At 70.5% G+C, this 24,677-nt stretch carries 24 protein-coding genes; 3 read left to right on the top strand and 21 right to left on the bottom strand.

Annotation, left to right across the window (positions count from 1 at the left end):
* Window positions 1-15 precede the first annotated feature (15 nt).
* The 4 genes from EEJ31_RS11835 to dusB all read right to left on the bottom strand — a co-directional run bounded on the left by EEJ31_RS11835 (window position 16) and on the right by dusB (window position 6,262).
* Window positions 16-1,665 (bottom strand): ABC transporter substrate-binding protein, encoded by a 1,650-nt coding sequence (locus EEJ31_RS11835; RefSeq protein ID WP_123046497.1) that lies wholly within the window; start codon window positions 1,663-1,665, stop codon window positions 16-18.
* 156 nt (window positions 1,666-1,821) lie between these two features.
* Window positions 1,822-3,717, bottom strand: a complete 1,896-nt coding sequence (dnaG, locus tag EEJ31_RS11830; RefSeq protein ID WP_123046496.1) for a DNA primase — start codon at window positions 3,715-3,717, stop codon at window positions 1,822-1,824.
* Between the two features lie 114 nt (window positions 3,718-3,831).
* Complete coding sequence (locus EEJ31_RS11825; RefSeq protein WP_123046495.1) at window positions 3,832-5,091, bottom strand: deoxyguanosinetriphosphate triphosphohydrolase; 1,260 nt, start codon at window positions 5,089-5,091, stop codon at window positions 3,832-3,834.
* On the bottom strand, window positions 5,084-6,262 hold the full coding sequence (dusB, locus tag EEJ31_RS11820; protein ID WP_123046494.1) for a tRNA dihydrouridine synthase DusB: 1,179 nt from the start codon (window positions 6,260-6,262) through the stop codon (window positions 5,084-5,086). Before dusB ends, EEJ31_RS11825 begins: the two co-directional genes overlap by 8 nt.
* A gap of 28 nt (window positions 6,263-6,290) precedes the next feature.
* Here dusB and EEJ31_RS11815 point away from each other — a divergent pair, with 28 nt between their 5' ends.
* On the top strand, window positions 6,291-6,785 hold the full coding sequence (locus tag EEJ31_RS11815; protein WP_233563871.1) for an aminoacyl-tRNA deacylase: 495 nt from the start codon (window positions 6,291-6,293) through the stop codon (window positions 6,783-6,785).
* A gap of 29 nt (window positions 6,786-6,814) precedes the next feature.
* On the opposite strand, the gene EEJ31_RS14225 is transcribed toward EEJ31_RS11815, so the two are convergent.
* The 4 genes from EEJ31_RS14225 to recO form a co-directional block, all read right to left on the bottom strand.
* A complete protein-coding gene (locus tag EEJ31_RS14225) occupies window positions 6,815-6,943 on the bottom strand; it encodes a hypothetical protein (RefSeq protein ID WP_267897624.1) in 129 nt (42 codons plus the stop codon).
* Window positions 6,940-7,617: a DsbA family oxidoreductase gene (locus EEJ31_RS11810; protein ID WP_123046493.1), complete on the bottom strand. Its 678-nt coding sequence runs from the start codon at window positions 7,615-7,617 to the stop codon at window positions 6,940-6,942. The genes EEJ31_RS14225 and EEJ31_RS11810 overlap by 4 nt, the downstream gene beginning before the upstream one ends.
* A 104-nt stretch (window positions 7,618-7,721) precedes the next feature.
* Window positions 7,722-8,567 (bottom strand): isoprenyl transferase, encoded by an 846-nt coding sequence (locus EEJ31_RS11805; RefSeq protein ID WP_123046492.1) that lies wholly within the window; start codon window positions 8,565-8,567, stop codon window positions 7,722-7,724.
* Window positions 8,564-9,286, bottom strand: a complete 723-nt coding sequence (gene recO, locus EEJ31_RS11800) for a DNA repair protein RecO (RefSeq protein ID WP_123046491.1) — start codon at window positions 9,284-9,286, stop codon at window positions 8,564-8,566. Before recO ends, EEJ31_RS11805 begins: the two co-directional genes overlap by 4 nt.
* Window positions 9,287-9,348: 62 nt before the next feature.
* Here recO and EEJ31_RS11795 point away from each other — a divergent pair, with 62 nt between their 5' ends.
* Window positions 9,349-10,215: an SDR family oxidoreductase gene (locus EEJ31_RS11795; RefSeq protein WP_123046490.1), complete on the top strand. Its 867-nt coding sequence runs from the start codon at window positions 9,349-9,351 to the stop codon at window positions 10,213-10,215.
* Here EEJ31_RS11795 and leuA read toward each other — a convergent pair.
* The 13 genes from leuA to hrcA all read right to left on the bottom strand — a co-directional run bounded on the left by leuA (window position 10,205) and on the right by hrcA (window position 24,091).
* Window positions 10,205-11,971 carry a 2-isopropylmalate synthase gene (gene leuA, locus EEJ31_RS11790; protein ID WP_123046489.1) on the bottom strand — a complete coding sequence of 589 codons (1,767 nt, stop codon included), beginning with the start codon at window positions 11,969-11,971 and terminating at the stop codon, window positions 10,205-10,207. The genes EEJ31_RS11795 and leuA overlap by 11 nt on opposite strands.
* Window positions 11,972-12,325: 354 nt before the next feature.
* A complete protein-coding gene (locus EEJ31_RS11785) occupies window positions 12,326-13,735 on the bottom strand; it encodes an ABC transporter permease (protein WP_123046488.1) in 1,410 nt (469 codons plus the stop codon).
* Window positions 13,732-14,493 carry an ABC transporter ATP-binding protein gene (locus EEJ31_RS11780; protein ID WP_123046487.1) on the bottom strand — a complete coding sequence of 254 codons (762 nt, stop codon included), beginning with the start codon at window positions 14,491-14,493 and terminating at the stop codon, window positions 13,732-13,734. The genes EEJ31_RS11785 and EEJ31_RS11780 overlap by 4 nt, the downstream gene beginning before the upstream one ends.
* Window positions 14,494-14,571: 78 nt before the next feature.
* Window positions 14,572-15,237 carry a response regulator gene (locus EEJ31_RS11775; protein ID WP_123046486.1) on the bottom strand — a complete coding sequence of 222 codons (666 nt, stop codon included), beginning with the start codon at window positions 15,235-15,237 and terminating at the stop codon, window positions 14,572-14,574.
* A complete protein-coding gene (locus tag EEJ31_RS11770; RefSeq protein WP_233563870.1) occupies window positions 15,234-16,991 on the bottom strand; it encodes a sensor histidine kinase in 1,758 nt (585 codons plus the stop codon). Before EEJ31_RS11770 ends, EEJ31_RS11775 begins: the two co-directional genes overlap by 4 nt.
* A gap of 7 nt (window positions 16,992-16,998) precedes the next feature.
* On the bottom strand, window positions 16,999-17,916 hold the full coding sequence (gene era, locus EEJ31_RS11765) for a GTPase Era (RefSeq protein WP_123046485.1): 918 nt from the start codon (window positions 17,914-17,916) through the stop codon (window positions 16,999-17,001).
* Window positions 17,903-19,207, bottom strand: coding sequence for a hemolysin family protein (locus tag EEJ31_RS11760; protein WP_123046484.1), 1,305 nt, complete (start codon window positions 19,205-19,207; stop codon window positions 17,903-17,905). Before EEJ31_RS11760 ends, era begins: the two co-directional genes overlap by 14 nt.
* Window positions 19,204-19,671 carry an rRNA maturation RNase YbeY gene (gene ybeY, locus EEJ31_RS11755; protein WP_123046483.1) on the bottom strand — a complete coding sequence of 156 codons (468 nt, stop codon included), beginning with the start codon at window positions 19,669-19,671 and terminating at the stop codon, window positions 19,204-19,206. Before ybeY ends, EEJ31_RS11760 begins: the two co-directional genes overlap by 4 nt.
* Window positions 19,668-20,684, bottom strand: a complete 1,017-nt coding sequence (locus EEJ31_RS11750) for a PhoH family protein (RefSeq protein ID WP_123046514.1) — start codon at window positions 20,682-20,684, stop codon at window positions 19,668-19,670. Before EEJ31_RS11750 ends, ybeY begins: the two co-directional genes overlap by 4 nt.
* A gap of 73 nt (window positions 20,685-20,757) precedes the next feature.
* Complete coding sequence (locus EEJ31_RS11745; RefSeq protein ID WP_123046482.1) at window positions 20,758-21,120, bottom strand: HIT domain-containing protein; 363 nt, start codon at window positions 21,118-21,120, stop codon at window positions 20,758-20,760.
* A gap of 39 nt (window positions 21,121-21,159) precedes the next feature.
* Window positions 21,160-21,909: a 16S rRNA (uracil(1498)-N(3))-methyltransferase gene (locus tag EEJ31_RS11740; RefSeq protein WP_123046481.1), complete on the bottom strand. Its 750-nt coding sequence runs from the start codon at window positions 21,907-21,909 to the stop codon at window positions 21,160-21,162.
* A gap of 3 nt (window positions 21,910-21,912) precedes the next feature.
* Window positions 21,913-23,016 (bottom strand): molecular chaperone DnaJ, encoded by a 1,104-nt coding sequence (gene dnaJ, locus EEJ31_RS11735; protein WP_123046480.1) that lies wholly within the window; start codon window positions 23,014-23,016, stop codon window positions 21,913-21,915.
* Window positions 23,017-23,068: 52 nt separating this feature from the next.
* Window positions 23,069-24,091 (bottom strand): heat-inducible transcriptional repressor HrcA, encoded by a 1,023-nt coding sequence (hrcA, locus tag EEJ31_RS11730; RefSeq protein ID WP_123046479.1) that lies wholly within the window; start codon window positions 24,089-24,091, stop codon window positions 23,069-23,071.
* Between the two features lie 167 nt (window positions 24,092-24,258).
* Here hrcA and EEJ31_RS11725 point away from each other — a divergent pair, with 167 nt between their 5' ends.
* The gene (locus EEJ31_RS11725; RefSeq protein ID WP_123046478.1) at window positions 24,259-24,669 is read left to right on the top strand and encodes a DUF4870 domain-containing protein; all 411 of its coding nucleotides are present in this window, start codon (window positions 24,259-24,261) and stop codon (window positions 24,667-24,669) included.
* Window positions 24,670-24,677: the final 8 nt, after the last annotated feature.

Raw genomic sequence — 24,677 nt, 5'->3', positions numbered from 1 at the left:
TAGCGGGTCTTGCACTCAGCCCTTGGTCAGCGCCGCGTAGCGGAACTTGAACGAGGGGTCGAGCGTGTCCTTGGTTCCGGTGATGTCCTTGCCGGTCACCGCGACCTGGGCGCCCTGCAGCAGGGGCAGCGTCGACAGGTCTTTGGCGACCTTGTCCTGGATCTCCTTGATGATCGCTGTCCGCGCCGCCGGGTCCGCGGTGGTGGCCTGCTTGAGGATCAGGTCGTTCACCTCGGGGTTGTCGTAGTGGTTGGCGAGGAAGTTCTCCTTGAGGAAGAACGGGGTCAGGTAGTTGTCGGCGTCGGAGTAGTCCGGGAACCAGCCCAGCTGGTACACCGGGTACACGTCACTGGAGCGGTCCTTGGAGTACTGCACCCACTCGGTGGTCTGCAGGTTGACCTTGAACAGGCCCGACGACTCGAGCTGGTCCTTGACGAGCGCGTACTCGTCGCCCGAGGACGGCCCGTAGTGGTCGTTGCTGTACTGCAGGTTGATCGTGACGGGCGTGCTGACGCCGGCGGCCTCGAGGGTCTGCTTTGCCTTGTCGGCGTCGGGGCCACCCTGGCCGTCGCCGTAGAGCGGCTTCAGCGACTCGGTCGCGCCGGTGAGGCCGGCGGGAACGTAGGAGTACACGGGCGTGAACGTGCCCTTGTACACCTGGTCGGCGATCTCCTGGCGGTCGACGAGGTCGGCCATGGCCTGGCGCACGGCGAGGGCCTTGGCGGGGTCGGCATCCGGGGTCTTCGCGCCGAAGGGCATCGTGTTGAAGTTGAAGACGATGTACCGCAGCTCACCACCGGGGCCGTCGACGACCTTGACATCCTTGTTGCCGCGGAGGGCGTCGATGTCGGTGGCCGACAGACTGCGCCAGGCCACGTCGATGTCGCCCTTCTGCACGTCGAGCTTCAGGTTCGACGCCTCGGTGTAGTACTTCACGTTCACGACGTCGGTCTTCGCCGGTCCGAGGAGGCCCTGGTAGTCAGGGTTCGCCTTGTAGCCGATGAGGTTGTTGAAGTCGTAGCTCGTGATGGTGTACTGGCCGGCGAACGCCTTGCCCTTGACGATGTCCTGGTCGGGCGTGATGGCGTCGGGCGAGAAGACGTCCTCGTCGACGATGGGGCCGGCGGGGCTCGAGAGGATCTGCGGGAAGATCACGTCGTTGGCGGCCTTGAGGTGGAACACGACCGTGGTCGGGTCGGGCGCGTCGACGCTGTCGAGGTTGTACAGCAGCGACGACGGGCCGTTGACGTCGGCGATCTTCAGCTGCCGGTCGAAGGTGAACTTCACGTCGGACGAGGTGAGGTCGTTGCCGTTGGCCCACTTGAGGCCGGACTTCAGGGTGACCGTGTAGTCGTTCGGGGAGGTGAACTCCGCCTTGGTCGCGATGTCGGGCTTCACGTCGGGGCTGCCGTAGGGGGTGTTCATGAGGAACGGGAACACCTGGTTCATCACGGCGAAGGAGCCGTTGTCGTACGAGCCGGCCGGGTCGAGCGTGGTGACCTTGTCGGTCGTCCCGATGAGGATCGGGCCGCCGCTGGCGCCGCCGGTGGCGCCGCCCTTGTCGCCGCCGCCTCCGGCGGAGCAGCCGGAGAGCACGAGGGCCACCGCCGTGAACGCCGCTGCTGCGGCGACGACGCGCTTTCCGTTGGTGGATGCGGATGTCATATCCGTAAACCTCTTCCTGTTGTTCTTTCAGTCACGCCGCGAACCTGCAACCGTGATTGCTGTAGGGATAGACCTAGCACATCGAGGACGCCTCGCCCTAGCGCTCGGCCGCTTCTTTATACAGCTGCAACCTGCGGTTTGGCAGGCAGCGCGCCCTCAGTCGCCCCGGAGGGCGCGCCGTTCGGTTTCGACCCGCACGAGCTCGCGCTGGATCACTGCGTAGACCTCGCGGGCCGCCGGGTCGGTGCGCTGCAGCTTGCCGAGCAGCTCGGCCTTCAACCGCAGCAGGTCGCGGTCGACCAGGGAGATGGTGATCTCGCGGGCGTAGCGGAGCACCTCCCGCTCGGTGCGTTCCGGGAGCGGGGCGACGGCGAGCTGCTGCACGAGCCCCTGCACTGTCGGGGGAAGCTCGCCGAGGATCCGACCGAGCCAGTTGGGCTCGTCGGCGTGCTCGGCGTTCACGGCGATCGCGTCGCTGACGACTGCGAGGGAACCCTGCGTGAACGTGGTGGCGGTCGCACGCCGGAGGAGGTCGACCCCGATGACGGCCGGGTACTGCAGCATGGCCATGAGGGCGTCGCGCTCCAGCCGCGTGGCCGGGTCCTTCGGCAGGTCGGCGATCGAGAATGGCCGTTCCGGGGCGGGTTCGGCTGCCGGCCCCGCGGCAGAGGATGCCGTGCCGGCGTCGCTGCGGGCGCGGGGGCGGTTCTCCCCCGCCCGGCCCTGTTCGCCACCGCCTCGCCGCACGGCGGACACCGCGCGGCTCACCTCGTCGATGTCGACGCCGAGCATGCGCGCCAGTTCCCTGCTGTAGCCGGGCCGGAGCGAAGGGTCGCGGATGTCGGCGACGACGGGCGCCGCGGCCCTGAGCGCCCCGGCGCGGCCCTCGACGGTCTCCAGGTTGTAGCGCCCCAGCAGCTGCCGGATCATGAACTCGAACATCGGCTTCTTGGTGTCGATGAGGCGGCGGACCGCCTCGTCGCCGCGCGCCAGGCGCAGGTCGCAGGGATCGAGCCCCTCGGGCGCCACGGCGACGTAGGTCTGGGCGGCGAAACGCTGCTCCTCGCCGAATGCGCGCACCGCGGCCTTCTGGCCGGCGGCATCCGGGTCGAAGGTGAACACCACCTCGCCGATGCCGCTGTCGTCGCCGAGCACGCGGCGGAGCACCTTGATGTGGTCGACACCGAACGAGGTGCCGCAGGTGGCGACCGCGGTGGTGACGCCTGCGAGGTGGCAGGCCATGACATCCGTGTACCCCTCAACCACCACGACCTGGTGCCCGCGGGAGATGTCGCGCTTGGCGAGGTCGAGCCCGTAGAGCACCTGCGCCTTGTGGTACACCGGCGTCTCGGGGGTATTGAGGTACTTGGGCCCCTTGTCGTCGTCGAGGAGCCGGCGCGCACCGAAGCCGACGGTCTGGCCGGTGATGTCGCGGATCGGCCAGACCAGCCGCCCGCGGAAGCGGTCGTAGACGCCCCTGTCACCGCTGGAGACGAGGCCCGCGGCGAGGAGCTCGTCGGCGGTGAAGCCGCGCCCGCGCAGGTGCTTGGTGAGCTGGTCCCAGCTCTTCGGCGCGAAGCCGACCCCGAACCGTGCGGCGGCGTGCGCGTCGAAGCCGCGCTCGCCGAGGAAGGCGCGCCCCACCTGCGCCTCGGGGCTCGCGAGCGCGTCGGTGAAGAACTCGGCGGCGGCCTGGTTGGCGGCCAGGAGCCGGGCCCGGTTGCCGTGGTCGGGGGCGTTGCCGCCGTCTTCGTAGTGCAACTGGATGCCGACGCCGGCCGCGAGGCGCTCAACGGCCTCGGAGAAGCTGACGTGGTCCATCTTCTGCAGGAACGAGTAGACGTCGCCGCTCTCGCCGCAGCCGAAGCAATGGTAGAAGCCCACCTGGGGGCGCACGTGGAAGCTGGGGCTGCGCTCGTCGTGGAAGGGGCAGAGGCCCTTGAGCGAGCCGACCCCGGCGGACTTGAGGCTCACGTAACTGCCGACGACGTCGGCGATGTTGGTGCGCGCCTTGACCTCTTCGATGTCGCTTTGTCGAATCAGGCCGGCCATAGCGTCATCCTAGTTTCTCGCCGAAGTATCGAGCTGCGCGGGCTGAACGCCGCTGCGCGCGCTGAATTCAACCCGCCCAGCGGCGTTCAGCGCGCGCGACGCGACTTCCATGGCCTACGGGATGACGGGCGGCACGAGGCGCTCGTGCCACGCCGTCGCGGACTGGTCGGTGAGGCTGGCCACCTGGTCGACGACGACGCGCTTGCGGGCGGCGTCGTCGGTCGCGGCACGCCAGTCCTCCCGGAACCCGGGGTCGAGTTGCGCGTCGCCGGTGGCCAGCAGCGCGTCGGCGAGGTCGGTGAGCATCGACCGCTGCTCGGCGTAGATGGGCTTGCGGGTCGTGGTCGACATGACGAACGCGGCGACGATGCCCTTCAGCACAGCGATCTCCGCCTGGATCTCACGGGGCACGACGACCGAGCCGGCGAAGCGGATCAGGCTCTCCTGCGGGTGGGCGGCTCGCGTGGCGTTCACCGCGGCGCCGGAGAACCGGCCGATGAGCTGGCTGGTGAGGTTCTTCAGCCGGCCCTGGTCGCGCCGACCGCCGTCCCAGCTGTCGAACCACACGTCGAGGGTATCGAGCCGGTCGAAGGCGGCCATGAGCTCGTCGTGGGAGACCGCTCCCCCGATCCACTCGTACATGGAGGAGACAAGGTCGTCGTGGTCGACTCGACGGCCGAGGGCGGCGATGTCGATGGAGCCGTTGAACACGGCGTCCTCGAAGTCGTGCACGGAGTAGGCGATGTCGTCGGAGAGGTCCATCACCTGCGCCTCGATGCAGAGCTGCCGGGCGGGGGCACCCCGGCGCACCCACTCGAACGCGGCGAGGTCGTCGGGGTAGAAGCCGAACTTGGCGCGCCCGCTCGGATCGGCCACCGACGCATCCGCTGCCCAGGGGTACTTGCAACTGGCGTCGAGGCTGGCGCGGGTGAGATTGAGGCCGAAGCTCTCGCCGTCCGGACCGAACACCTTGGGCTCGAGGCGGGTGAGCAGGCGCAGGGTCTGCGCGTTGCCCTCGAAGCCGCCGATATCGGCGGCCCAGGCGTTCAGGGCCTTCTCGCCGTTGTGGCCGAACGGCGGGTGACCGATGTCGTGGGCGAGGCAGGCGGTGTCGACGATGTCGGGGTCGAGGCCGAGCCGGAGAGCGAGTTCGCGGCCGATCTGGGCCACCTCGAGCGAGTGGGTGAGCCGGTTGCGGGCGAAGTCGAGTCCCGCGGTGGGGCTGAGCACCTGGGTCTTGGCGGCAAGGCGGCGCAGTGCGCTGGAGTGCAGCAGCCGGGCGCGGTCGCGGGCGAAGTCGCTGCGGCGCGAACGGTGCACCTCGGGCAGAGCCCGCTCTTCGTCGGCCGCGCTGTAGCCGGTGCTGTTAGCCACCGCTGGTGTCTCCTTCGCCCTCGGTGAGGGTGGCGCGGTCGTCGCCGACCATCTCGCGGCTGGCCAGCCAGTTCTCCGGCAGTGCCGGCTTCTTGGGGGTGCCGGCGCGGCCGCGCGGCCCTTCGGCGCCGACGCCCGGGTATGGCTGGTCGTGGTCGAGCGTGCCGAGCAGGTCGTCGAGCTGGGCGAGGGACTCCGCCGTCGCGAGGCTCGCGCGCAGGTCGCCGCCGACCGGGTACCCCTTGAAATACCAGGCGACATGCTTGCGGATGTCGCGGCATCCGCGTTCTTCGCTCTCGAAGAACGCGGTGAGGAGCTCGGCGTGCCGACGGAATGCTGCGGCCACCTGGCCGAGGTTCGGCTGGATGGGTGCACGTTCGCCGTCGCCGGGCTGGAACGCCGCGGCGAGGTCGCCGAACAGCCACGGACGGCCCAGGCAGCCGCGCCCGACGACGACGCCGTCGCATCCGGTCTGCCGGGTCATGCGCACGGCGTCGTCGGCCGACCAGATGTCGCCGTTGCCGAGCACGGGCGTGTCGGTGATCGCCTCCTTGAGGGCGGCGATGGCGGACCAGTCGGCCTGGCCGGAGTAGAACTCCGCGGCGGTGCGGGCGTGCAGCGCGATGGAGGCGACGCCGGCGCCCTGGGCGGCCTTGGCGGCCTCAAGGTAGGTGAGGTGGTCGGAGTCGATGCCCTTGCGCATCTTCACGGTGAGGGGGATGTCGCCGGCGGCCTTCACGGCGGCCTCGACGATCTGGCGGAACAGGGTGAGCTTCCATGGGAGCGCTGCTCCCCCGCCCTTGCGGGTGACCTTGGGCACCGGGCAGCCGAAGTTGAGGTCGATGTGGTCGGCGCGATCTTCGGCGACGAGCATGGTGACGGCCTCGGAGACGGTGGTCGGGTCGACGCCGTAGAGCTGGATGGAGCGGGTGGTCTCGCTCGGGTGGTGGGTGATCAACCGCATGGACTCGCGGGTGCGCTCGACGAGGGCGCGCGAGGTGATCATCTCGCTGACGTAGAGGCCGGCGCCGTACTCGCGGCAGAGCCGGCGGAACGCCGTGTTGGTGATGCCCGCCATGGGTGCGAGCACGACGGGGACGTCGAGCTCGAGCGGACCGATTCGGAGGGCCGGTGCGTGGCTTATCGTGGGCGTGGGGGTCATCATTGTCATCAATTCTCCCAGAAAGCCGGGGCGGGTCGTGAACGAGGCAGCGCAGGGTGGAGAATCCGATGGCACAGCCCGGGTGTTGAGGGATGCGGCTTCACGCGGCGTTCAGGTGCGGATCGTGCAGCGCCCGGCCGCCCGGAGCCTGCACGAGGCGGCCGAGCTGATGGGTATCCGGCCCGGCGACATCGTGAAGACCCTGGTTGTCAAGCGCCACGACGGCGACTACCTGTTCGCCCTGGTCCCCGGCGGCCGCAAGATCTCCTGGGCGAAGCTCCGGGCGCTCGTCGGGGTCAACAAGCTCTCGCTGCCCGACGCGTCGCACGCGCTGGAGGCGACCGGCTACGCCCGCGGCACGATCACGCCGTTCGGCAGCAGCACGGCGTGGCCGGTGTTCGCCGACGCCTCCATCGTGGGCCGGGAGGTGTCGATGGGCGCCGGTGACCACGGCTACAGCGCTTTCGTCGACGCGGACGCGCTCATCGCCGCGTTCGAGGCCACGGTCGCCGACATCAGCGACCCCGAGTAGCGCGCCCCGAACCGGCGACGCGGTAGGGCTCAGACGGCGCAGCAGGCGCCGCCGCAGCATCCGCCGGTCGTCTCGGCGGGCTGGCCGACCATCTCGAGGATGGCGCGTCCGTCGGCGGCGGGGGCGGCATCCGTTGCGGTGGTCGTGGTCTCGCTCATGCGTTCTGCTCCTGTGATTCGGTGGTGGCTGTGGTGCGCTCGGCAGCGACCTGCTCGAGCACCTGGGCGAAGGTGGCGGCCTCCTGTGCTCCGGAGACGCCGTATTTTCCGTCGATGACGAAGAACGGTACACCCTGGATGCCGTACTCGGCGGCGAGGGCGGCGTCGGCTTTCACGTCGGCGAGGTACTCGTTCTCGGTGAGGGCGCGCACGACGTCGCTCCGGTCGAAGCCCACCTCCGCGGCGAGGTCCGCGAGGTCGTCGATGCGGCCGACGTGCGCCCCGTCGACGAAGTAGGCCTTGAGCAGGCGTTCCTTCATCTCGAGCTGGCGGCCGTGCGCCTTCGCGTAGTGCAGCAGTTCGTGCGCCTTGACCGTGTTGGTCTGGTGCACGGAGTCGAAGTCGTAGTCGAGGCCGACGTTCTTGGCGATGCCGGTGACATGGTCGAGCATCTGGTGCACCTGCTCGGCCGGGAGACCCTTGCGGCGGCTGAGGTAGTCGACCGGGGTGCCGTCGAAGTCGACCGGGGTATCGGGGGCGAGCTCGAAGCTGTGGTACTCGACCTCGACGTCGCCGCCGAACTGCGCCGCGCCCGCTTCGAACGTGCGTTTGCCGATGTAGCACCACGGGCACTGCACGTCGGACCAGATGTCTACCTTGATGGTTTCGCTCACCCTGACCCCAACCCGGGCCGCCGCACCCCTATTCCCGGTCATTCCTCCGTGAGGGGTCACGTTTACCTAGTTGGATGCCTCGGGCACTAGGTAAAGGTGACCCCTCACGGGTTCTGCGGGGCGGGGGCGTCTACGGCGCCGCCGTAGCGGCGGTTGCGGGAGGCGTACAGCTCGATGGCGCGCCAGAGGTCCACGCGGCTGAAGTCCGGCCAGAGCGTGTCGAGGAACACCATCTCCGCGTACGCGCTCTGCCAGAGCAGGAAGTTGCTGGTGCGCTGCTCCCCCGAGCTCCGCACGAACAGGTCGACGTCGGGCAGCCCCGCGGTGTAGAGGTGGCGTGCGATGGCCTTCTCGGTGATGCCGCTCGGCTTCAGCCTGCCGGCGGCGACGTCCTCGGCCAGCTGGCGCACGGCATCCGTGATCTCGGTGCGGCCCCCGTAATTGACGCACATGGTGAGGGTGAGCACGTCGTTGCCGGCGGTCAGTCGTTCGGCGAACTGCAGTTCGTTGACAACGGATGCCCACAACCTCGGCTTTCGCCCGGCCCACCGCACCCGCACGCCCCAAGCGTTCAGTTGGTCCCGGCGGCGGTGCAGCACCTCCCGGTTGAAGCCCATGAGGAAGCGCACCTCCTCGGGTGAGCGCTTCCAGTTCTCGGTGGAGAACGCGTAGACGGAGAGGTGCTTGACGCCGATCTGGATGGCGCCCGCGACGACGTCGAGCAGGGCCGCCTCGCCGGCCTTGTGCCCCTCGATTCGGGTGAGGCCGCGGCCGTTGGCCCAGCGGCCGTTGCCGTCCATGACGACGGCGACGTGCTCGGGCACGGCCTTGGCCGGGATGGCCGGCGGGTAGAGGCCGGTCCAGTCGAGCGGCTTGAACGGCACGGCGTCGGGGTGGGTGAGCGGGGTCGTGTCGCCCGGATGCCCCGGTGCCGGCTGCCGGCGGATCATCGGCTCACGTGTTCCAGGGAACGCAGTCCCCGCTCAAGGTGCCACTGCGTGTAGGCGGCGACGATTCCCGTGGCCTGGGCCCGGGTGCGTTCGGAGGCCGCGCCGGCGGAGGCCCAGTCGCCGGAGAGCAGCGCGCCGAGGAGCGCGATCGTCTCCGGGGTGAGCCGCGGCGTGCCGGGGGGCGCGCAGTCGTCGCAGACCACGCCGCCGAGTTGCACCACGACGGCGGAGTAGGTGCCGGCCGCGCCGCAGCGGGCGCAGTCCTGGAAGCTCGGCGCCCAGCCGGCCATCGACAGCGCCCGCAGCAGGTAGGAGTCCAGCGTGAGGCTCGGGCCGTGCTCCCGCCGAGAGAGCGAGCGCAGGCCGCCGACGAGCAGCAGGTACTGCTGCAGCGACCCCTCCGCCTCGGTGAGCTTGTCGGCCGTCTCTACCATGGCGCTCGCCGCGGTGTAGCTGGGGTAGTCGGCGGTGATCTGGGCGCCGTAGGAGCCGAGCGACTCGGCCTGCGTGATGATGTCGAGGCTGCGGCCCTCGTACAGCTGCACATCGGCGACCATGAACGGTTCCAGGCGCGCCCCGAACTTCGACGCCGTGCGCCGCACGCCCTTGGCGACGGCGCGCACCTTGCCGTGCTGCCGGGTCAGCATGGTGACGATGCGGTCGGCCTCACCCAGTTTGTGGGTGCGGAGCACGACGGCTTCATCACGGTAGACAGGCACCCCGCCATTCTCCCATGCGCGGTCCGGAATCCGGTTGAATGAGGCGAGGAGAGGAATCACCAATGGCGGCCATGCTTGTGACCGGGGGCACCGGAAAGCTCGGAACACCGACTGTCGCGGCGCTCCGCGCGGCGGGCCACAACGTGCGGGTACTCAGCCGGCGCACCGGGGACGGCCTCACCACAGGCAACCTGCTGACGGGTGAGGGCGTCGCTGCCGCGCTCGCGGGCGTGAACACCGTGCTGCACCTCGCCACCGGTCGGAACGACGTGGGCGCCAGCCGCACGCTCGTTGCAGAGGCGCGGCAGGCCGGCATCCGTCACCTGGTGTTCATGTCGATCGTCGGCGTCGACGCGATCCCCCTCGGCTATTACCGGCAGAAGCTCGCGATCGAGGAGCTGGTGTCGGGCTCGGGCATCCCGCACACGATCCTTCGGGCCACGCAGTTCCACAACCTGGTGGCCGGCGTCTTCCGCGCGCAGCGGTTCCTGCCGGTGCTGCTTGCGCCGACGTTCTCCGTGCAGCCGATCGACGTGCACGAGGTGGCGGCCCGGCTGGTCGAGCTTGCGACGACGGATGCCGCCGGCCGCGTCCCCGACATCGGCGGCCCCGAGCAACGCACCGGCCGCGACCTCGCGCGGGCATGGCGAGACGCGACCGGATCGCGCCGCCGCATCGCGCCGCTGCGCCTTCCGGGCGCGACGTTCGCCGCGCTCACGGCCGGCCACAACATGGTGTCCGGCGCTCCATACGGGCACCGCACCTTCGAGGAGTTCCTGGCCGGCGCCGGAGCCGCGCGGCGTCACCCGACCGGCCCACCCCGTGCCCATGCCGTTCGATGGAGAATCGGCCGCTTTCTACCCGGATCCGCGCGGAAACGGGCGTATCCCGGGAATTCTCCGTCGAATGGTATCGAGGTTACGCGGTGACGAGCTGGCGCTCGCCGGCCTCCACGCGGATGCCGCGGTTGACGGCCGAGACGACGGCCTTCAGCGACGCGGTGGAGATGTCGGCGTCGATCCCGACGCCCCAATAGCGCTTGCCGTTCACGTCGAGCTCGACGTACGAGGCGGCCGTGGCGTCGCCGCCGGCCGAGAGCGCGTGCTCCACGTAGTCGTACAGCGTGATGTCGATGCCGCGCTCCTCCATCACATGCAGGAACGCCGCGATCGGGCCGTTGCCGGTGCTGGTCACCTGTGACACCTGGTCGCCGTCGCGGAGGTCCACGGTGAGCTGCACCGACCCGGCGAGGTCGCTCGCCGTGCGCGTCGACAGCAGCTCGAACCGGCCCCACTTGACGTCGGCGTTCTCGTGCGGCGACGGCAGGTACTCGTCGTTGAAGATGTCCCAGATCTGCTGGCTAGTGACCTCGCCGCCCTCGGCATCCGTCTTGGCCTGCACGACGCCGGAGAACTCGATCTGCAGCTTGCGGGGCAGATCGAGCGCGTGGTCGGTCTTCAGCAGGTAGGCGACCCCGCCCTTGCCGGACTGCGAGTTGACGCGGATGACGGCCTCGTAGCTGCGGCCGAGGTCCTTGGGGTCGACCGGCAGGTACGGCACCGCCCACTCGAGCTCGTCGACGTGCCGGCCCTGGCGCGCGGCATCCGCTGCCATGGCCTCGAAGCCCTTCTTGATGGCGTCCTGGTGGGAACCGCTGAACGCGGTGAAGACCAGGTCGCCGGCCCAGGGGCTGCGCTCGGGCACGGGCAGCTGGTTGCAGTGCTCGGCGGTGCGCTTGACCTCGTCGATGTTGCTGAAGTCGATCTGCGGGTCGATGCCCTGCGTGAACAGGTTGATGCCGAGCGCGACGAGGTCGACGTTGCCGGTGCGCTCGCCGTTGCCGAACAGGCAGCCCTCGATGCGGTCGGCGCCGGCCAGGTAGCCGAGCTCGGCGGCGGCGATGGCGGTGCCACGGTCGTTGTGCGGGTGCAGCGACAGGATGACGTTCTCGCGGTGCGCGAGGCGGCGGCTCATCCACTCGATCGAGTCGGCATACACGTTCGGCGTCGCCATCTCGACGGTGGAGGGCAGGTTCACGATGACCTTGCGCTCCGGCGTGGGCTGGAAGACCTCGATCACCTGGTTGCAGATGTCGAGCGCGAACTCGAGCTCGGTGCCGGTGTAGCTCTCGGGCGAGTACTCGTAGTAGACGGTGGTGCCGGGCACGGTGGCCTCGGCCGCCTTGCACAGGCGGGCGCCGTTCAGGGCCAGGTCGATGATGCCCTGCTTGTCCTCGCGGAACACCACCTCGCGCTGCAGCGTGCTGGTGGAGTTGTAGAGGTGCACGATGGCCTGCTTCGCGCCGCGGATCGACTCGTAGGTGCGGTTGATCAGGTGCTCGCGGGCCTGGGTGAGCACCTGGATGGTGACGTCGTCGGGGATCGCGTCGCCTTCGATCAGGCTGCGCACGAAGTCGAAGTCGGTCTGGCTGGCGGACGGGAAGCCGACCTCGATCTCCTTGTAGCCCATGCGCACCAGCAGGTCGAACATGATGCGCTTGCGCTCGGGGCTCATCGGGTCGATGAGGGCCTGGTTGCCGTCGCGCAGGTCGACGGCGCACCAGCGCGGCGCCGTCTCGATGTGCTTGTCGGGCCAGGTGCGGTCGGGCAGCTCCACCCGGAACTGCTGGTGGTACGGGCGGTACTTGTGGACGGGCAGTGCAGACGCCGTCTGGTTGTTCTTCATGATCGGGGTTCTCCTCGCGAGTTGTTGGGTGCCAACGACGAACTCCGCGACGAGTGAGGCCTCAGATTAGGACTCGTCGCGGCAGCTAAGGAGGAGCACACCGTACAACACAGAATCAGGGTAACACCGTTTCGCCTGTGCTGCTGCCGGCCAACGGATGCCGGTGCTCGCGTCGCGCGCACCGGCATCCGTCGTGTCCGCCCGTTTTCAGGACTGCACCCGGCGTGTCGAAAACCGGGCCCCGTGTTTCCGCGGGGCCGGCGGCCGCGACACACCTCCGCTCCTGACTTCGGGTGTGGTGGGGCGGATAGGGGGCGGGCGGCGGTGCGGGGGCCGCGGGCGGACGCGGTGGGCTCAGTCGGCGGCGAGGGCCACGATCGGCGACACGGTGGTGGCCCGGCGGGCGGGCGACACCGAGGCGACGAGGGTGAGCGCGGCGGCCCCGACCACACAGGCCACGACGAGCAGCCACGGCACGGAGGGCCAGATCAGCCCGACGCCGTCCTGCCAGCCGAGCAAGGACTGGGCTCCGGCCCATCCGTAGAACACGCCGAGCACCAGGCCGAGGCCGACGGCCGCGATGGTCATCTGGGCGCTCTCGGCGAGGATCATCTGCCGCACCTGCGTCGCCGTGAAGCCGAGGGCGCGCAGCAGGCCGAGCTCCCGGGTGCGCTGCAGCACGCTGAGCGCGAGGTTGTTGACCATGCCCACCGCGGCGATGAGGGCGCTGAAGCCGATCAGCACGGAGAAGATGGCGACCGTCACCGCGACGACCTGGTCGACGCCCTGGTAGAGCTCGGGCTGCGCCTCCTGCGCGCGGTGCATCATGTCCTGGTAGCTCTGGCCGGCGACGGCGAACATGGTGATGAGGGTCACGCCGATGACGAGGCCGATCGTGGCCCGCGACGACCGCTCCGGGTATCGGAGGGCGTTCGCCGCGGCGAGTCTCGACGCGGCGCTCCGCGGCGTGAGGCGCGCCGCGAGCCGCAGCACGGGCGGCATGACCCGGTGGGCGCCGAGGATGAGGCCCGTGAACGACAGTAGACCGCCGATGAGGCCGATGAGCACGCCGACGGCGCTCACGAGTCCCACCGCGACTCCCCCGGCCAGGAAGGCCAGGCCGAGTGCCGCCAGGCAGAGGGCGAGCGCGTTCCGCACCGGCCGGTGCCGCGCCTCGTCGTAGGAGAGCTCCTGCGCCGCGCCAAGCGCCTGGATGGGTTGCACGTTCAGCACCCGGTGGGAGCCCACCCACGACGCGAGCCACGTGGAGAGCACGACGATGACGATGGGTGCGGCGACGACCGGGGTGACGAGCGCGTAGTCGAGGTCGGGGATGAGGTCGCGCGCGACGCTGATGCGGAGCACGGTGAACGAGACGCCGGTGCCGATCAGGGCGCCGGCGGCAGCGCCCACGATGCCCACGCGGAAGCCTTCGCCCGCCACCGCGCGGCGCAGGGTGCGGGAACTCGCGCCGACCAGCCGGAGCAGGGCGATGGTGCGGGTGCGGCCGGCGATGATGGTGGCGAACGTGTTCGCGGTGACGATGGCCCCGACATACACGGCGATGGCGATGAAGACGAACGCCACGATCGCGAGCGCCATGGCGACGCTCCCGTGCCCGGAAACGTCATCCGCGCCGATCATGGTGGCAAGGGCGTCGGTCACCTGAAGCAGCACGACGCCGAACGCCGAGCTGAGCGCTGCGACGAGGATGCTGGAGCGGTGCTCCCGGCCCCCGGCCATGAGCCGCCTGGGCGCGCTCATGCCGGCTGCTCCATGCCCAGCATGATGGCGGAGATCTCCTCGGCGCTGGAGCGGCCGCGCTCCTCGACGATGCGGCCGTCGGCCAGGAAGATGATGCGGTCGGCGTGGCTGGCGGCGATGGGGTCGTGCGTCACCATGGCGATGCTCTGCCCGTAGTCGGCGCAGGCCGCGGCGAGCAGGCCGAGCACCTCCCGGCCGCTGCGGGAGTCGAGGTTGCCGGTGGGCTCGTCGGCGAAGACGAGGTCGGGCCGGGTGGCCAGGGCGCGGGCGATGGCGACGCGCTGCTGCTGGCCGCCGGAGAGCTCGTGCGGCCGGTGGGTGAGTCGCGGGGCGAGGCCGAGCGACTGGATCAGCTCGTCGATCCAAGCCTTCTCCGAGGCGTCAGGCCGGCGGCCGTCGAGCTCGAAGGGCAGCAGGATGTTGCCGGACACGTCGAGCGTGGGCACCAGGTTGAACGACTGGAAGACGAAACCCACCCGGCGACGGCGCAACACGGTCAGTGCCGCATCCCCGAGGGAGGACACCTCGGTGTCTCCCAGCCAGGCGCCGCCGCTGGTGGGGCTGTCGAGGCCGGCCATGACGTGCATGAGCGTCGACTTGCCGGAGCCGGACGGCCCCATGATGGCCGTGAATTCGCCGCGACGGATGCCGACGGACACGTCATCGAGGGCGGTGACGCGGTTGCCGGCCGTGCCGTAGGACTTGGTGAGGTGCGTGACCCGGGCGACGAGGCCGAGGGCGGAGGGAGAGTTCTGCATGCCTTCCACGCTAGGGACGGGCGCGCACCGCGGCATCCGTCGCCCTGCTGACGCGCATCCGTCGCAAGGATGACTTCTCTAGTCGGTGAGGCGATGCTCGAAGGCGAAGACGACGAGCTGCACGCGGTCGCGCAACGCCAGCTTGGCGAGGATGCGGCTGATGTGGGTCTTCACGGTGGCCTCGGACAGGAACGCGCCCGTCGCGATCTCGGCGTTGCTGAGCCCACGGGCGGCGAGCCGGAAGATGTCGCGCTCCCGCACCGTGAGCTGCGCGAAGGCCGCGGGCTCCGCGACGGGCTCCCGCGCGCGGAACTGCTGCAGCAGGTCGCGGGTGGCCGATGCCGCGATGACGGCGGTGCCGGCGTGCACGGTGCGGATGGCGGCGAGCAGGAACTCGGGGTCGGCGTCTTTCAGCACGAAACCGCTGGCCCCGGCCCGGATGGCCCGCGCGGCCGCCTCGTCGAGGTCGAACGTCGTGAGCACGAGGATCCGCGGCGGGGTGGAGCCGCCGGCCTCGGCAGCCGCGATGATCTCGGCGGTGGCCTGGATGCCGTCTTTCACGGGCATCCGGATGTCCATGAGGATGACGTCGGGCCGTGCTGCGGTCGCCAGAGCCACGGCGTCCTGGCCGTTGCCCGCCTCGCCCGCGAACTCGAGGTCGGGCTGCGAGCCGACCAGCATGCGGATGCCAGCCCGGAACAGGGCCTGGTCGTCGACGAGGGCGACGCGGATGCGCGCGGTCATGCCGTCTCCCGGGCGGATGCCGCGGCGGGCGTGGCGGGGACGGCCACGCGCACCCGGAACCGGTCCCCGTCCGCCTCGGCGTTGAGTGTGCCGCCGGCCAGGACGGCGCGCTCCCGCATCCCGGGCAGCCCGTGCCCCACGTCGCCGCCGGCCGCGTCCCGGCCGGGGTCGAGGGCGTTCTCGATCGACACGGCGAGGTCGGCGCCGGTCCAGCCGAGCGCCACGCGCACCTCGCCGCCCGGCGCGCCGTGCCGCAGCGCGTTGGTGAGCGCCTCCTGGATGATGCGGTAGACGGCGAGCTGTGCGCCGGAGCCCAGCGGCAGCGGCTCGCCCGTCTCCGACCAGCTGAGCGCGAGGCCCGCCGCGCGCATCTGCGCGGCCAGCGGGGGGAGATCGGCAAGCGTCGGCTGCGGCCCCACGGTGTCGTCCTGCCGCAGCTGGGCGAGCAGCACGCGCACGTCGGCGAGGGCGGCGCGCGCGGTCGCCGAGATGGTGACGAGCGCGGAGTCGACGGCGGCGGCATCCGTTGCCCGGGCGTACCGGGCCCCGTCGGCCTGCGCGATCACGACAGCGAGGGAGTGCGCGACCACGTCGTGCATGTCGCGGGCGATGCGGCTGCGTTCCTGCTCGACGACCACGGCGCGTTGCGCCTGCCGGTGCTCCTCGAGCGCGCGGAGCCCCTCGCGGCGGCTGTCCCGGGCGGTGCGCCAGGTGCGCAGCAGCAGGCCGAGCGTCCAGGCGAGCCCGAGCACGGCCACGCAGCCCACGAGCAGGGTCGCGAGCGATGCCCAGGTCGCGGCGGTGATCGGCGCTCCCCGGTGCGCCTGCAGAAAGAGGTACCCGGCCGCCGTGAGCGACCCCACTGCGACCGAGGCAAGGCCGGCGAGCCGCGTGACCCGGTCGCCGTAAGCCGACGTCGCGAACAGCACGGCGAGCACGGCGATGTCCACGAAACCGGGGCCGGCGCCGGAGGCCATCTGCAGGAGGGCGGCGGGCCATGCCAGGCCGAGCGCGGCCGGCGGCGCTTCCCGGCGCAGGGCGACGGCCGCCGTGAACAGCACCAGCACGCCGAACCCGACCACCGACGCGGGCGTGCCCGCGACGGTGCCGACGACGAAGAACATCACGGCGACGATGGCGTCCACGGTGAGCCGATGGCGGCGCCGGGCGACATCAGCGGATGCGACGGGGTCCGCTTGCATCAGCCAGGTCTCGACCGGGCCGCGACGCGCGGTCCGGTCGGCCCGGCGGCGCAGCGTGAGGCCGACGATCCAGCCGGCGGTGAGGAGCGCCCCGCACACCGCGCCGACGCCGACATACACAATGGTGAACAGAATGAGCGCGGACGGGGTCGCCAGGCCCGCCCCGACGGCCAGGAACACCGAGCGGATGCCGAGCAGCGCCGTGGTGCCGGAGAGCACGACGACGACCGCGAGCCCCCAGCTGCGCACCGCGGTGGTTCCATGGGCCGCCGTGCCGAAGACGGCGACCGTGCCTGCGACGACGAGCCCCCAGAGCGCCGGCTCCCCGCCGCGCACGAGTGCCACCACGTGGAGAACCACGGCGAACCAGCCCGCTGTCACGGCTCCCCCGGGACTCAGCCTGCTGCTGGCGATCGCCACCGCGAGCATGAGGGCGCTGCCGGGGTCGATGCGGCCGCCGGGGAGCAGCGCCGCGATCGCGCAGACGGCGAGGAAGACGACGGCGAGCGTCGGTTCGAACAGGGGGCGCGCCAGCAGGCCGGGCTGCCTCATCCGCGGATCAGAAGCCGAGGCGGCCGAGCGCCTTGGCGTCGCGCTGCCATTCCTTGGCGACCTTCACCCGGAGCGACAGGAACACCTTCGTGCCAACCAGCGGCTCGATCTGCTTGCGGGCGCGCATGCCAACGTCCTTCAGCCGGCTGCCGGACTTGCCGATGATGATGCCCTTCTGGCTGTCGCGCTCCACGAAAAGGTTGGCGTAGATCTCGACGAGGTCCTGGTCGTCGCGCTCGATGATGTCGTCGATGGTGACCGCGATGGAGTGCGGGAGTTCCTCGCTCACGCCCTCGAGCGCCGCCTCGCGGATGTACTCGCTGATGCGGCTCTCCAGGCTTTCGTCGGTGACGGCGTCGGCCGGGTACAGCGGCGCGTCGGAGGGCGGCAGCAGGCGGAGCAGTTCGCCGGTGAGGGTGTCGAGCTGGATGCTGCTGGTCGACGAGATCGGCACGATCGCCTCCCAGTCGCGCAGCTGCGAGACGGCGAGCAGCTGGGCGGCGACGGTGGTCTTGGCGGCGGCGTCGATCTTCGTGACGATGGCGACCTTCTTCGCGCGGGGGAAGGCGTCGAGCTGCTCGTTGATGAACCGGTCGCCGGGGCCGATCGGCTCGTTCGCGGGGATGCACAGCCCGATGACGTCGACGTCGCCGAGCGTGGACTGCACCAGGCTGTTCAGGCGCTCACCGAGCAGGGTGCGGGGCCGGTGGATGCCAGGGGTGTCGACGAGGATCAGCTGGCCGTTCTTCTGGTGCACGATCCCACGGATGGCGCGCCGCGTGGTCTGCGGCTTGGAGGAGGTGATGGCCACCTTCTCCCCGACGAGGGCGTTGGTGAGCGTGGACTTGCCGACGTTCGGCCGCCCAACGAACGACACGAATCCGGCCCGGTAGTCTTCAGCATCCACGTTCTTATACTCCCTCATCGTCGGCGGTGTTCCGGAACGCGGCCTGCGCGTCGATCAGCGCCTGGTCGCGTTCGGCGACGATCGTGCTGATCTGCTTGCGTCGCCCTTCGGTGCGCTCGGCCGTGAGCACGAGCCCGCTGATGCGGGCGACGGAGCCACGGACGGGCAACCGGCCGAGCGCCTTGGCCAGCAGGCCCCCGGCGGAATCGACCTCGTCGTCGTCCAGTTCGAGGTCGAACAACTCTCCCAGTTCGTCCACCGGGAGCCGGGCGCTCACCCGGTACCGGCCGTCGCCGAGGTCCTCGACCTCCACCACGTCGCGGTCGTACTCGTCGGAGATGTCTCCCACGAGCTCTTCCATCAGGTCTTCCAGGGTGACCAGCCCGGCGATGCCGCCGTACTCGTCGACCACCATGGCCAGGTGGTTGGACTCCAGCTGCATCTGCCGCAACAGGTCGTCGGCCTTCTTCGACTCCGGCACGAACAGCGCCGGCTTCGCGAGGTCGGCGACGGTGGTGTCCTCCGCGTCGGCGGGGCGCTCGTAGATGAGGCGGGCCAGGTCGCGGAGGTACAGCACGCCGACGACGTCGTCGACCTCGCCGTCGATGACCGGCACGCGCGACAGGCCGCGGCTGAGGAACAGGCCCATCGCGGCGCCGACGGTGGCGTCGGCGTCGACCGTTGCCATGTCGGTGCGCGGCACCATCACCTCGCGCACGACGGTGTCGTTGAACTCGAAGATCGAGTGGATGAGCTCGCGGTCGCCTTCCTCGAGCACGTCGAGTTCGGTGGCCTCGTCGACCATGCTGAGCAGCTGGTCCTCGGAGGTGAAGGTGTTCAGGCGCACCCGGCCCGGGGTCACCCGGTTTCCGAGCGCCACCAGGGCGTTCGCGATGGGTCCGAGCAGCACGCGGAGGAAGTGCACGAGCGATGCGGTCAGCCGAAGGAGCGCGCCGGGGTGGGCGCGGCCGACGCTGCGGGGGCTCGCGCCCACGAGCACGAAGGAGGCCGCGGTCATGATGAACGCCGAGATCACGAGCGCCGCCCAGATGTGCTGGAGCGTGGTCGCGAAGACCAGGGTCACCAGCACGGCCGCGGTGGTCTCCGCGATGATGCGCATGAAGCTGACGGCGTTCAGGTGCGCGCCGGTGTCGGCGGCGATGGCCAGGAGCGACCGGCGGGCCCGGGAGTGGGCGGCGAGGTCGGTGATGTCCGCCCGCGACAGCGCGGTGATGGCCGAGTCGACCGCGGCCATGAGGCCGCCGAATGCCACCAGGGCGACGGCGACCACGACGAACCAGGCGATCATGACCGTCGGCGTTTCTCCTGCGACGCGTAGCCGGCCAGGATCTCCCGCTGGAGCCCGAACATCTCTTTCTCCTCATCGGGTTCGGCGTGGTCGAACCCGAGCAGGTGCAGGATGCCGTGGGTGGTCAGCAGCAGCAGTTCGTCGAGGGTCGAGTGGCCGGCCGTCTCCGCCTGCGCCTGCGCCACCTGCGGGCACAACACGATGTCGCCGAGCAGGCCCGGCGGGGTCTCGGCATCCTCGGTGCCTGGACGCAGTTCGTCCATGGGGAAGCTGAGCACGTCGGTGGGACCCGGCTCGTCCATCCACTGCACGTGCAGCTGCTCCATGGCGCCTTCGTCGACGAGCACGATGGCGAGCTCGGCGTCGGCGTGCACGTGCATGGCGTCGAGGGCGAACGCGGCCAGGCCGAGGATTTGGGCCTCATCGACCGGGACGGCCGATTCGTTGTTGATTTCGATGCTCAACTCTGTCTCCGTTTCGGGAAGCGGTCACGCGGCGTGCCGGCACGGCGTTCGGCGCGGTTCGCGAACTCCCGGGCCTGCTCGCTCTCGTAGCGCTGGGCCTGCTTGTGGGCGTCGTACTCGGTGTAGGCGTCGACGATGCGCCCGACGAGCGAGTGCCGCACCACGTCGGCGCTGGTGAGACGGGCGAAGAAGATGTCGTCGATGTCGGTGAGCACGCGGGTAACCAGGCGCAGGCCGCTGGCGGCGGCCGGCAGGTCCACCTGGGTGATGTCACCGGTGACGACCATCTTCGAGCCGAAGCCGAGCCGGGTGAGGAACATCTTCATCTGCTCAGGCGTGGTGTTCTGGGCCTCGTCGAGCACGACGAACGACGAGTTCAGGGTGCGGCCGCGCATGTACGCCAGCGGCGCGACCTCGATGGTGCCCATGGCCAGCAGCTTCGGCACGAGTTCGGGGTCCATCATCTCGCCGAGGGCGTCGTACAGCGGCCGCAGGTACGGGTCGATCTTGTCGGTGAGCGTGCCGGGCAGGAACCCCAGCCGCTCGCCGGCCTCGACGGCGGGCCGGGTGAGGATGATCCGGTCGACCTCCTTGCGCTGCAGCGCCTGCACGGCCTTGGCCATCGCGAGGTAGGTCTTGCCGGTGCCGGCCGGCCCGATGCCGAACACGATCGTGTTCTGGTCGATGGCGTCGACGTATTCCTTCTGGCCGAGGGTCTTCGGGCGGATGCTCTTGCCGCGGGAGGTGAGGATCGGCGCTCCGAGCAGGTCGGACGGGCTCTGCGAGCTGTCGATGCCGAGCATGCGAGCGGATGTCGACACCTGCGCCTCGTCGAAGTCCACTCCGTTCCGGATCATGTGCTGCAGCTCCTCCACGAGCCGGGCGACGGCCGCGACGTCGTCGTTCGGGCCGCTGAGCGCGATCTCGTTGCCGCGCACGTGCACGGTGACGCCGGGGTACTGCTTCTCGATCGTGGTGAGGAAGCGGTCCTGCGGGCCGAGCAGGCGCACCATGGCGATGCCGTCGACGTGCAGGCGCACCTCGGCGGGTGCGGCATCCGCTGTGTCGTCGCGGGGCGGCTGCGGGTCACTGGGCGCCAAGGGTGCCCTCCCCCAGCCGGCCGCCGAGCACGTGCGCGTGCACGTGGAAGACGGTCTGCCCGGCGGACTCGCCCGTGTTGAACACGAGCCGGAATTCCCCGCCGGCGCGCCTCGCGGCGACCTGGTTGGCCACGTCGACCAGTTCGGCCAGGAGGCCCGGGTCTCCGGCCGCGAGTTCGGCGACGTTGCGGTACTCCGACGTCTTCGGGGTGACGATGACGTGCACGGGAGCCTGCGGGGCGATGTCGTCGAAGGCGATCACCCGTTCGGTCTCGGCCACGATGGCAGCCGGGATCTCTCGGGCCGCGATGCGGCTGAAGATGGACGGTTCTGGTGCCTCGGCGGTCATGTTCCCCATCTTAAGCGCCGGGGCGCCCGACTGCGGGGGTCACCAGCGTCCGAGTGCCTGGTTCAGCACCGCGAGGGCGGCCGGCCCTGCGGTGGAGGTGCGGAGGATGGTGTCGCCGAGGCGCACGGGCGTGGCGCCGGCCTCCTGCAGCAGGTCGAGCTCCTCGGGGGCGATGCCGCCCTCCGGGCCGACGACGAGGAGGATCCCGGGCGCGGGCGTCCCGTCGGGGGTGTCGAGGGCGTCGGTGAGCCGCACCGTCGCGTTCGGTTCGAGCAGGAGCATCCGCTCGTCGCCGGCCAACCGGGCCAGCTGGCGGGTCGTGACAAGCTCGCTCACCTCGGGCAGCCAGGCGCGGATGGACTGCTTGGTCGCCTCGCGGGCGATGCCGGCCCAGCGTTCCCGGCCCTTCGCGGCCTTGGCGCCTTCCCAGCGCGACACCGAGCGGGCGGCCGCCCACGGCACGACGCCGTCGGCGCCGAGCTCGGTCACGGCCTGCACGGCTCGTTCGTCGCGGTCGCCCTTGGCGAGGGCCTGCACCAGGCGGATGCGCGGCGCCGGCCGCTCGGTGACCGTGGCCTCCTCGACGCCCAGGGTGAGCTCCCCCGGCGCGGCGCTCGTCACCGTGGCGGTGACCATGAGCCCCGCCCCGTTGCCCACCCGCAGGCGTTCCCCGGGCCGAACCCGGCTGACGGTGACCGCGTGCCTGGCCTCGCTGCCGGTGAGGGTGATGGCGGCCCCGGGCCGGGCGTCGCCCTCCCGCAGCGTCTCGTCGAGGAAGAAGTGGGCCACGGGCTAGCCGAGGAACCGGTCGCGGAGCTTGCTGAACAGGCCCTGCTGGAACTGTCCGAGCGCGGGCTCCGGCGTCTTGTGCCGGGCGGCGAACTGCTGGATGAGCTCACGCTCCTTGTGGTCGAGCCGGGTGGGGGTGACCACCTGGATGCCGACCTTGAGGTCGCCGCGGCCGTTGCCGCGCAGCTTGGTGATGCCGCGGTCCTTGACGGTGAGCACCTCGGAACTCTGGGTGCCGGGGCGCAGCTCGAGGTGCACGTCGCCGTCGAGGGCGTTCAGCGTCACATCGCGGCCGAGGATGGCGTCGGCCATGTGCACCTCGAGGGTGCACAGCAGGTCGTCGCCGTTGCGGCTGAACACGTCGTGGTGGCGCACCTTGATCTCGAGGTAGAGGTCGCCGTTCGGGCCACCGGCGGGGCCGGCCTCGCCGCTGCCGGGCATCTGCAGGCGAAGGCCGGTGTCGACGCCGGCGGGGATGTCCACGGGGACGCTGCGGCGCGCGCGCACGCGGCCCTGACCCTGGCAGGTGACGCACGGGGTGGCGATGATCGTGCCGTAGCCGCGGCAGGAGCCGCAGGGGCTGGAGGTCATGACGTTGCCGAGCAGGGAGCGCACCGCGCGCTGCACGCTGCCGGTGCCGTGGCAGATATCGCAGGTGACGGGTGCGGTGCCGGGCTGGCAGCAACTGCCGTGGCAGGTCTCGCAGACCACGGCCGTGTCGACCTCGATGTCGCGGTGGGTGCCGAAGATGACCTCGTCGAGGTCGACCTCCACCCGGATGAGCGCGTCCTGGCCGCGCTCGCGGCGGGACCTCGGGCCGCGGCTCGCGCCCCCGCCGCCGAAGAAGGTCTCGAAGATGTCGCCGAAGTTGCCGAAGTTGCCGCCGTCGAAGCCGCCGCCGCCCTGCCCGCCGAGGTCGTACTGCTGGCGCTGCTTCGGGTCGCTCAGCACGTCGTAGGCGTGCGTGACGAGCTTGAAGCGCTCGGAGGCATCCGCCCCCGGGTTCACGTCGGGGTGCAGTTCGCGTGCGAGACGGCGGTACGCCTTCTTGATCTCGTCGCTGGACGCGTCGCGGGCGACGCCCAGGACCTCGTAGTGGTCAGCCAAAAGCGGCTCTCCTTGTATTCGTGGGTGACAGCGTGTTCGTGGGTGAAAGTGTTCAGTTCTCGCCGAGCAGGCGGGACAGGTAGCGGGCGACGGCGCGAACCGCCGCCATGTTGTTGGAGTAGTCCATGCGGGTGGGTCCGAGCAATCCCAGCCGGGCGAGCTCCTGCCCGGATGCGGTGTAGCCGCTGGCCAGCACCGAGGTCTCCCCCAGTCCGAACGAGGCGTTCTCCCGGCCGATGCTGACCGCGACGCCGTGCTGGTCGCTGGCCATCTCGCCGAACAGGCGCAACAGGGCCACCTGCTCCTCGATCGCCTCGAGCACCGGGTAGATGCTGCCGGTGAAGTCCTCTTCGCGGCGCACGAGGTTCGCCGCTCCCGCCATCACGAGCTTCTCCTGCCGGTTGGCGGCCACCTGCTGCACGAGCGCGGCGGACAGGAGCGCGATGACGTCGTGCAGAGGTTCGGGGCCGAATGCCGAGGCATCCGTGAGAAGAGGCGTGGCCTCGCTCATGCTGAGGCCGCCGAGCACGCTGTTGTACCGGGCGCGGAGGTCGGCGAGCACCTGCTCGTCGACGGGGTGGGGCAGGTCGACGACCCGCTGTTCGATGTGCCCGCTGTCGGTGATGAGCACCGACAGCACGCGGCGCTCGGTCAGCGGCACCAGTTCGATGTGCCGCACGCGCGCGCCGGAGAGCGACGGGTACTGCACGAGCGCGACCTGGTGGGTGAGCTGCGCGAGCAGGCGCACGCTGCGGGCGAGCACCTCGTCGAGGTCGGCGGAGCGGCCGAGGAACGTCTCGATGGCATGGCGCTGCGCCGTGGTGAGCGGGCGGATGTCGGCGAGGTGGTCGACGAACACCCGGTATCCCTTGTCGGTGGGGATGCGGCCGGAGGAGGTGTGCGGCGCCGCGATGAGCTCCTCCTCCTCGAGGAGGGCCATGTCGTTGCGGATGGTGGCAGCGGACACGCCGAAGGCGTGGCGCTCGACGATCGACTTGGAACCCACCGGTTCCCGCGATGCGACGTAGTCCTGCACGATGACGCGCAGCACCTCAAGACTGCGATCAGACACCATCCCGCGACCGTCTCCCCTGCTCACCCGTTAGCACTCACGTCCTTCGAGTGCCAATGATACCGCGTCGGCCTGCGGGTTGCTCCATTGCCGCCGGCGCGGGTTGCCATTAGCGTGAGCACCACACCGATTCAGGCACACCCGAGAGCACCACGTCTGAAAGGAACCCGATGAGCAGTTCCGACGCGGCATCCGTTCGTCCCGACCCGGGGCCGGCCCCCGGCATCCGCCCGCTGAGCCGCGACGAGGACCGGCAGTGGGCCGCCTTCGCCCACCTGGGTGCGGTGCTGTTCTTCGTGCCGGCGCTCGTGATCCTGCTCTCGTTCGGCGAGCGGGGCCGGTTCACCCGGGCCGAGGCCACGGAGGCCCTCAACATGCAGGTCACACTGGCGGTGGCGTACGTGTCGGTCAACCTCCTCGGGCTGGCGCTGGTGCTCACCACCCCGATCGGCGGCGGCCTGTTCGCGCTGATCACCTGGGCGCTCTGGGTGACGGGCGTCACGTTCTCGGTCTTCGGCTTCATGAGCGCGAAAGACGGCGTGCACTACCGATATCCGTTCACGCTCCGCCTGATCAGGTAGCGATTCCG

It is taken from the genome of Cryobacterium tepidiphilum (genome assembly GCF_003716325.1).
GTDB lineage: Bacteria > Actinomycetota > Actinomycetes > Actinomycetales > Microbacteriaceae > Cryobacterium > Cryobacterium tepidiphilum.
The sequence above is the reverse complement of the archived record's forward strand: the minus strand, read 5'-3'. Positions and strand labels throughout refer to the sequence as shown.

Coding starts and splice junctions, on each gene's coding strand:
- EEJ31_RS11750 (WP_123046514.1), bottom strand. CDS start 20,684: ATGGTGCGCCTGCTCGGCCCGCAGGACCGCTTCCTCACCACGATCGAG.
- dnaG (WP_123046496.1), bottom strand. CDS start 3,717: ATGGCCGGCCTGATTCGACAAAGCGACATCGAAGAGGTCAAGGCGCGC.
- hrcA (WP_123046479.1), bottom strand. CDS start 24,091: ATGGTGTCTGATCGCAGTCTTGAGGTGCTGCGCGTCATCGTGCAGGAC.
- EEJ31_RS11745 (WP_123046482.1), bottom strand. CDS start 21,120: ATGACCGCCGAGGCACCAGAACCGTCCATCTTCAGCCGCATCGCGGCC.
- leuA (WP_123046489.1), bottom strand. CDS start 11,971: ATGAAGAACAACCAGACGGCGTCTGCACTGCCCGTCCACAAGTACCGC.
- EEJ31_RS11775 (WP_123046486.1), bottom strand. CDS start 15,237: ATGACCGCGCGCATCCGCGTCGCCCTCGTCGACGACCAGGCCCTGTTC.
- EEJ31_RS11725 (WP_123046478.1), top strand. CDS start 24,259: ATGAGCAGTTCCGACGCGGCATCCGTTCGTCCCGACCCGGGGCCGGCC.
- EEJ31_RS11760 (WP_123046484.1), bottom strand. CDS start 19,207: ATGATCGCCTGGTTCGTCGTGGTCGCCGTCGCCCTGGTGGCATTCGGC.
- EEJ31_RS11835 (WP_123046497.1), bottom strand. CDS start 1,665: ATGACATCCGCATCCACCAACGGAAAGCGCGTCGTCGCCGCAGCAGCG.
- EEJ31_RS11785 (WP_123046488.1), bottom strand. CDS start 13,735: ATGAGCGCGCCCAGGCGGCTCATGGCCGGGGGCCGGGAGCACCGCTCC.
- EEJ31_RS11805 (WP_123046492.1), bottom strand. CDS start 8,567: ATGATCCGCCGGCAGCCGGCACCGGGGCATCCGGGCGACACGACCCCG.
- EEJ31_RS11780 (WP_123046487.1), bottom strand. CDS start 14,493: ATGCAGAACTCTCCCTCCGCCCTCGGCCTCGTCGCCCGGGTCACGCAC.
- EEJ31_RS14225 (WP_267897624.1), bottom strand. CDS start 6,943: ATGAGCGAGACCACGACCACCGCAACGGATGCCGCCCCCGCCGCCGAC.
- era (WP_123046485.1), bottom strand. CDS start 17,916: ATGAGGGAGTATAAGAACGTGGATGCTGAAGACTACCGGGCCGGATTC.
- EEJ31_RS11795 (WP_123046490.1), top strand. CDS start 9,349: ATGGCGGCCATGCTTGTGACCGGGGGCACCGGAAAGCTCGGAACACCG.
- EEJ31_RS11770 (WP_233563870.1), bottom strand. CDS start 16,991: ATGAGGCAGCCCGGCCTGCTGGCGCGCCCCCTGTTCGAACCGACGCTC.
- dusB (WP_123046494.1), bottom strand. CDS start 6,262: ATGACAATGATGACCCCCACGCCCACGATAAGCCACGCACCGGCCCTC.